Raw genomic sequence first — 7,795 nt, forward strand, 5'->3', positions numbered from 1 at the left:
TGAAAACTACGGGTGGTTCTGCTCTAAAATTAGACGTAAAAATTAGTGCTGATGACCGCCTTGATGCAACCGAACAAAAAACATTGACTACAGGTGCAGGCGATTATGCGGTTTCGCCCAATGGTAAATTATTAGCGTATTCGATTCGTGGAGAAGTGTTTATCAAAGAAACGGACAAAGAAAAATCAAGAAGTATCAATGTATCAGAGCATCCGTTTAGAGATGTTGAACCAACTTGGTTGAATGACTCGACCTTACTTTTTAGCAGCGACCGTGCCAATGGAAATTTTGATATTTATATGGTGCGTTCAACCGATTCTACCCAACGAAATATCTTCAAATCCTTAAAGCATGAACTTTTGCCAATCACCAAAACAGCGGGAGATGAAACTGCATTAACTGTTTCATCTGACGGCAAAAAAATAGCATACGTGCGTGGTAGAGGTACATTTGTAGTTGCCGATATTAGTGCTGATGGCAAATTATCGAACGAAAAAGTATTGAGCAATACTTGGGATGCTCCAAATGGAATCGCTTGGAGTCCTGATAATAAATGGTTGGCTTATGCCATCAGTGATTTGTATTTCAATCAAGAAGTTTTTATTCAAGCTGCTGATAATTCTGCAAAACCAGTCAATATTTCCATGCATCCACGTACTGACGGTCGTCCGTTTTGGAGTGCCGACGGTTCAAAATTAGGCTTTATTTCGGCACGAAGTGCCAGCCGTAGTAATGATGTTTGGTTTGTTTGGCTAAAAAAAGAAGACTGGGAAAAAGAAACGCAAGATTGGCAAGATAGGGAAACACCCCTTGCTGAAACTACACCTGCAAGAGCAGGAAGTGAAAAGAAAGAAAAAACGCCAAAACTAATCAAAATTAATTTTAATAAGATACACGAACGTATCGTTCAAGTAACAAATTTTCCAGGTGATGAAAACGACCTCGTGATTTCGAAAGATGGTGAAACTTTTTATTATACAACCGCCAGCAGCAATGCCAAAGGTAGAGATTTGTATAGTGTAAAGTGGGACGGAAAAGATTTGAAAGAAATCACCAAAGGCGGTGCAAATCCAAACGGAGTTACGATGGACAAAGATGGTAAATATTTGTATTATGTCAAACAAGGTGCTTTGGGTAGAATAGATTTAAAAACAAGTGTTGCTGAATCTTTGCCTTTTGTTTCAAAAATGAAAGTTGATTACAGCGGAGAGCGAACGCAAGTTTTTGAAGAGGCATGGCGTACGATGCGTGATGGATTTTATGACCCGAAATTTCATGGAAATGACTGGGTAAAATTACACGATAAATACAAAGAACGTTGCATTAATGCCAGCACAAGCAATGATTTTAGAGATATGTTCAATTTGCTTTTGGGTGAGCTTAATTCGAGCCACGTAGGTCTCACTGTTGCTGATAGAACAGAAACCCAAAAAGAAACTACAGGATTATTGGGGGCAGAATTGATTCCTGTAAGCGGTGGTGTAAAAATAAACCACGTCGTTGCTGACACGCCCGCAGACAAAGAAAAAAGTAAACTCAATGAAGGTGATATAATTACAGCTGTCAATGGTGAAGCAGTGAGTGATAATGAAAATTTTCATGACCTATTGAATGGACTGGTAAATGAAAAAGTTTTGTTAAACGTAAAAGCTGCCGATGGCAAAACACGAGAAGTAGCTATCAGATTGACTGCAAGCATTACCAATAATTTGTATGAAGAATGGGTAGAAAATCGTAAGAAATTAGTTGAGAAATTCTCGAATGGTCGCTTGGGTTATATTCATATCAGAGGAATGGATTTTCCGAGTTTTGAAGTAGTAGAAAGAGAATTTACTGCCGCAGGATTTGGCAAAGAAGGCTTGATAGTAGATGTGCGTTATAATGGTGGAGGTTCTACAACTGACTATTTAATGACGATTCTAAACTACAAACAACACGCTTACACGGTTCCCAGAGGAGCGAGTGAAGATTTGGAAAAAGACAAGTTGAAATTTAAAGATTATTACCCAATTGGTGAGCGTTTGGTTTATGCGGCATGGACAAAACCTTCGATTGCCCTTTGTAATGAAGGAAGTTATTCGAATGCCGAAATTTTCTCACACGCCTACAAATCATTAGGTATTGGAAAATTAGTTGGCGTTCCAACCAATGGTTCGGTAATTTCAACGGGTGGAAAAAGCTTGATGGATGGCTCGTTTGTGCGTTTGCCAGGTCGAGCTTGGTACACTAAAGCCACTGACAAAAATCAAGAACTTGGGCCAGCTATTCCAGATATTATTGTAGAAAATCAACCTGATTGGATTGCAAAAGGTACTGACGACCAACTAAAAGCAGCAGTAGATGAGTTGTTGAAGGAAATCGGTGCGAAGAAATAAACAGCAGTATTAAACTTAAAGTTATTTGAGGCAAGCATTATTCAGATGTTTGCCTCAAATTTTTTACCCCAAATTAAACCATTCTCAACGTTTTTTTCGTTACTTAGTTACAAAATCCAGATAATGATGAAAAAACCAATTGCCTACATCGGAATATTCTGCACAATAGCTTTAGCGGCATTTAATTGCAAAGTTGATTCGGAAGAACAATCCACAACAACTACACCTGTAGTAATACCAAATGCTGCTGGTTACAAAGCAGTTTTAGCTTTTCCAAAACTATCTTTTTCTGACCCAGTTGATTTTACTCATGCCAATGATGGCACGAATCGACTTTTTGTGGTCGAACAAAAAGGTATTATCCGAGTATTTGAAAACAATGCAACTACCGATAAATCACCGGTTTTTTTAGATATTGATGCAAAGGTAGCTTCGGGAGGCGAAATGGGTTTGCTTGGTCTAACTTTTCATCCTGATTTCAAGAAAAACGGCTACTTTTTTGTCAATTATACAAGAGATTCGCCTCGTAGGCAAACAGTGGTTTCAAGATTTAAGGCTAATGGACAAATTGCCGACCCAAATAGTGAAACAATTTTATTTACTTTCGACCAACCTTATTCCAATCATAATGGCGGTCAAGTAGCTTTTGGAGCTGATGGTTTTTTATACGTTTCAACGGGCGATGGTGGCAGTGGTGGCGACCCTCAAAATAATGCTCAAAACAGAAAAAATCTTTTAGGAAAAATGCTAAGAGTTGATGTAAATTCAATTGAAAAAGGCAATTACGGCATTCCAAAAGATAACCCATATGTTGGAAATACCGATGGTTTCAGAGAAGAAATTTATGCTTATGGACTCCGAAATCCGTGGCGTTTTAGCTTTGATTCAGTTACAAAAAATCTTTGGACAGGTGATGTCGGACAAAATAAAGTTGAAGAAATTGATGTAGTCACAAAAGGAGGAAATTATGGTTGGAGAATCAAAGAAGCTAATAATTGTTATGATGCAAGTGGCGATTGTAACAAGGCAGATTTGATTGCCCCCGTTTGGAGTTACGAGCAAGGAGACAACGGACGCTCAGTAACGGGAGGAATAGTTTATCGAGGTAAAAAACTTCCTGAGTTTAACGGAAAATACATCTGTGGCGATTATGTAAGTGGTAAAATTTGGGCATTGACCTATGATGGAAAAACCGTTACCAAAAGTGACCTTATCACAAATGTAAGTACGGTTTCAACTTTTGGTGAAGATGCCAATGGCGAATTATATATCTGTGATTATTCGGCAGGAAAGATTTATAGTTTGGCTAAAAAATAAGGTTTTAATCTTCCTCAGTTCGGGCAGGATTGGGTGAAACTTTCACTCTTTCAAAAGCATCAATATAGCTTTTTGTACTTGCATTATAAATTTTAATGCCTTGATAATCACCGTATTGTCTCAAGATACTGTAGCCATAAAACGCTTTATATAGCGATAAGAAAATGGTTTGTATATTGGAATGAATATTGGTATTTACATCTAAAATTTTTTGGTGTTTTATTTGAGCGGCATTGTCATAGAAATGCACTTGTTTTACTTCAATTTCATTGGTTTCGCTTACCCTGATTTCTTCATGCCATGAATGGTCAGCTCCAAAAAGATAAATTGCTTCGTATCGGCGGCGAATGGCTAAAAATAAGGCACAAGCCAATATATTTTGACATTGCGACATACCCAAATTCAGGTTGAATATTCTATGTCTAAACCATGCAAATCCTTCCACAATCGTATAATTGTAATAGCACAATTGAATATTTTGTTTAGTTTGAGTTATTTGTTTAACTAAGTATGATTTTTTTGCTTTATATGGTACAAAAAGTTTCATGTCCCAATCTGTATTTTTAATCAGACAGTCAAGAGCTTTTTTGATGTCTTCCCGACCATCATTTGCTGGACTAAACAAGAAAAAAGCAGGGTCAAGTATCACATAATTTTGGGGTTTTATCTGCGTAAATTCCGTTGATGAAGAAAAAAGATTCACGGCATAAATATCGGTAGTTTTGATAAAATCTAAATCATTTGCCAAAGTAGTTTTCAATGAAGGGCCATTACCTAAAATAGCCGCTTTTTTGAGCGTAGCTTTTGGGAGTTTTAATGAAAATTTCGACAATAAAATCACCTTCAAAATAGATAAAAAACTACTGAAAAAGTTCTTGAAAAATGCTCCAATTTGAAGATATATTGAAAAAGTTTTTTGCATAAAGTTTTAAAGGGAGCATTAGTGAAAACATCTCCCTGCCGTGCGACGGCCGCCCCCTTCAAAGGAGAATGTTTTTGTTAATAAATTTTACTTTTTTCTGCCCAAATCAACTACTTTTTGCCATACATTTCGCATCGCTTCATTGAGTTCGGGTGAAATTTTACTCCAATAAATAATAATTCCATAAAGTAAAGTCAGAGCCATTGAGCGATAAGTCATATCAGCTATAGCCAATGTTTTGTTTCCTTCAATATTTGGTAAAGTATTGATAATCAGTCCGATGGCTATTGAAAACAGTATAATTCTAACTAAATCAAAAGTGAAAGGTTGCATACCCAATTTCCACCAAACCAATAAATAGCGAACCAAATTATAGTAAACCGTGGCAATTGCCAAAGCGATTGCGGCTCCATTCATGCCATAAATGGGAATCAAAAAAAGATTCAACAAAATAGTAATCAGAATCAAACTAACCATGAGGTAAGTATCATAGCGATAATATTTTGAGAGCGTCAAAATCGTACCATTTAGACCTGTTGCCAAATCGAATAATTTACCTAAACTGATGATAATGATAACCCATTTGCCAGCCGAATAAGAAGCAGGAAGAAAACCAAAAAGGTTATCAAGATTGAGGTAAATTCCAAGAAAAATCCAGCAGCCAACTATTAGCGAAGTAGTACAGCTTTTTCGGTAAATCGTACTGATATTGGCAAAGTCATTTTTGGCAAATGAGTCGGCAATAATAGGTTGTGCAGCTTTATTGAGTGCCAAAAGTGACATTCCCATGACACTGCCAAAAAACGAAGCGGTATTATAGATGCCCGTATCGCTCAAAGTAGTGAGTTTTGAAAGCATGATTTTATCGATATACAAAATAACCATCGACGAAAAACCCGTCAGAATAGTCAAGAAACTATACAAACCAAATTGCCGACTAAAAGCAGGTGTCATCACCGTAAAATCAGGTTTCAACGAGAACCCACCTAAAGAAGTTGCTTTCCAAAGCATTGGCACAACATAAAGAGAAACTGCCAAAACCCAAAAATAGATGTATTGTTGGAAATCAACCCAATGAAAAACTAGTAATAAAAGAGATACTGAAATGAGAAATCTTTGCAAAAACTGAGCTAAAAATGTACCTGTAACCGTATCGTAGAGATTTTTGGCGTAATTGTCTAACAAATTGAAAAGTAATGTAGCAAAAGTAATCGGTATTAAAAGATAAAAATTATCGGCTAAAAGCGAAGATTTTTCTTGGTTATTGACAAGCCAGTCTTTCAAGAAAACGATTCCAAGTGTAGTTATCAAAAAACCACTTAAAGAAGTGATTATTCCTAAAAATAAAAAACCCTTGTGTCCTTTTGTTTCATCTCGGAAATAGGGAAAAAAACGACTTCCTGCGGCATTGAAACCTAAAGAAGAAAGCTGAACCAATACGTACATATATGAAAGCAAAACGCCTAAAAGTCCATTTTGGTCTTCAGTAAGATAATGGGGAATCAAGAAAAACTGTGAAATAAAACCAACCAACACACCTCCGTAAGAGAAAATTGTACTAAGAAAAGCTTGTTTTTTTATGACATTCATTGACTATTTCAAAATATTGGTGTGCAATTTGCAAAGTTAATCATCAAAATAGATAATATTTGCAGTAAAATTGATTTGTTTGAATAATGAATGTTTCAGAAAGGGTAAAAATACCCCAATTAGTGCTTGATAAAAATGGAATTTGGCGAGCTTCTCATGCCGAAAAAATGTCGTATCCCGAAGAAGGAAATAATTATTGTTTTGCAGTAGAAGACAATAGTTTTTGGTTTAAACACCGAAACAATGTAATATTTGAACTAACCAAACGCTTTAGCTTTGCCAAAAACTTTGCCGATGTGGGTGGGGGAAATGGTTTTCAAGTAAAATTTTTGTCTGAAAAATATCCTCAAAAACAAATTTTTCTGATAGAGCCAGGCTATGCTGGGTGCCTCAATGCAAAGAAAAGAGGTGTAAACGAAGCCTATAATATATTTTTTCAGGATTTTCCTTTTGAAGAAAAACAAATTGATGCCGTTGGACTCTTTGATGTGATTGAGCATATCGAAGACGATAAAAATTTTTTGACTGATTTGGCGAAATACCTTCCTTCAAAAGCCCTTATTTATATCACGGTGCCTGCTCATCAATGGCTATGGTCGGAGGTAGACGATGAAAGCGGGCATTACAGACGCCATAATCTTGCTTCGCTCGAAAAATTAGCAAAAGATTGTGGTTTGGAGTATGTTTATGGAACTTATATTTTTTCGTATTTACCACCAATTATGAGTATTTTGCGTGCAATTCCTTATCGCTTGGCGAGGCTTTTTAGAAAAGCCAGAAAAAATACTTTAGATGCTGAATTCGATAATCATACGCCATCAAAATTGGCTATTTCAATATTTAATTTACTCCATAATTGGGAGCTTAAACGTTTAGGAAAAAGCAAAATCCTATTTGGAGCAAGTTGTGCAGTTGTTTTTAAAACTCAATGATTGAATGATAGACTGAGTAAATGATAGAATATTATTAAAAATATTTCGACTATTAATTCATTCTATCATTGAAGCATTCACTCATTCAATCATATATTAACCGTGATTCCTTTCAATAAACCCTATCTTACAGGCAAAGAGTTGCAATATATCGGAGAAGCCGTTCAGTCAGGTAAAATCTCTGGGAATGGACATTTTACTAAGAAATGTCAGCATTTTTTTGAAGAAAAATATCATTTTCTGCGTTGTTTACTCACCACTTCTTGCACCGATGCTCTCGAAATGGCAGCTATTTTGTGCGATATTCAAGTTGGCGATGAAGTAATTGTGCCTTCTTATACTTTTGTTTCGACAGCCAATGCGTTTGTTTTGCGTGGAGCAAAAATAATTTTTGCTGATAGTTCGACCGAAAATCCAAATCTTGATGCCAACAAATTAGCTGCCTTAATAACGCCAAAAACAAAAGCAATTGTGGTCGTTCATTACGCTGGAATTGCTTGTGATATGGACAAAATCATGAAAATTGCTAACGAAAATGAGCTATTTGTGATCGAAGATGCCGCACAAGCAGTTGATTCATTTTATAAAGGTCGCCCCTTGGGAAGCATTGGGCATTTGTCAGCATTTAGTTTTCATGAAACAAAAAATATTATTTCGGG

General features: G+C 36.3%; 6 protein-coding genes. 4 read left to right on the top strand and 2 right to left on the bottom strand.

The annotated features are described in order from the left end of the window. The coding region (locus tag ACH2CJ_RS19160) for a S41 family peptidase (protein WP_394995427.1) at window positions 1-2,375 on the top strand (2,375 nt) is incomplete at its 5' end. 126 nt (window positions 2,376-2,501) lie between these two features. After that, complete coding sequence (locus tag ACH2CJ_RS19165) at window positions 2,502-3,692, top strand: PQQ-dependent sugar dehydrogenase (RefSeq protein ID WP_394995440.1); 1,191 nt, start codon at window positions 2,502-2,504, stop codon at window positions 3,690-3,692. 4 nt (window positions 3,693-3,696) lie between these two features. On the opposite strand, the gene ACH2CJ_RS19170 is transcribed toward ACH2CJ_RS19165, so the two are convergent. Together ACH2CJ_RS19170 and ACH2CJ_RS19175 are read right to left on the bottom strand one after the other, a co-directional pair. Further along, a complete protein-coding gene (locus ACH2CJ_RS19170) occupies window positions 3,697-4,614 on the bottom strand; it encodes a hypothetical protein (protein WP_394995430.1) in 918 nt (305 codons plus the stop codon). Between the two features lie 87 nt (window positions 4,615-4,701). Next, window positions 4,702-6,204 carry a lipopolysaccharide biosynthesis protein gene (locus tag ACH2CJ_RS19175; protein ID WP_394995432.1) on the bottom strand — a complete coding sequence of 501 codons (1,503 nt, stop codon included), beginning with the start codon at window positions 6,202-6,204 and terminating at the stop codon, window positions 4,702-4,704. A gap of 86 nt (window positions 6,205-6,290) precedes the next feature. Here ACH2CJ_RS19175 and ACH2CJ_RS19180 point away from each other — a divergent pair, with 86 nt between their 5' ends. Both ACH2CJ_RS19180 and ACH2CJ_RS19185 read left to right on the top strand, forming a co-directional pair. After that, complete coding sequence (locus tag ACH2CJ_RS19180) at window positions 6,291-7,136, top strand: methyltransferase domain-containing protein (RefSeq protein WP_394995435.1); 846 nt, start codon at window positions 6,291-6,293, stop codon at window positions 7,134-7,136. Between the two features lie 102 nt (window positions 7,137-7,238). Next, a partial coding sequence (locus tag ACH2CJ_RS19185; RefSeq protein ID WP_394995438.1) for an aminotransferase class I/II-fold pyridoxal phosphate-dependent enzyme occupies window positions 7,239-7,795 on the top strand: 557 nt, incomplete at its 3' end.

It is taken from the genome of Emticicia sp. (assembly GCF_043780375.1).
GTDB lineage: Bacteria > Bacteroidota > Bacteroidia > Cytophagales > Spirosomataceae > Emticicia.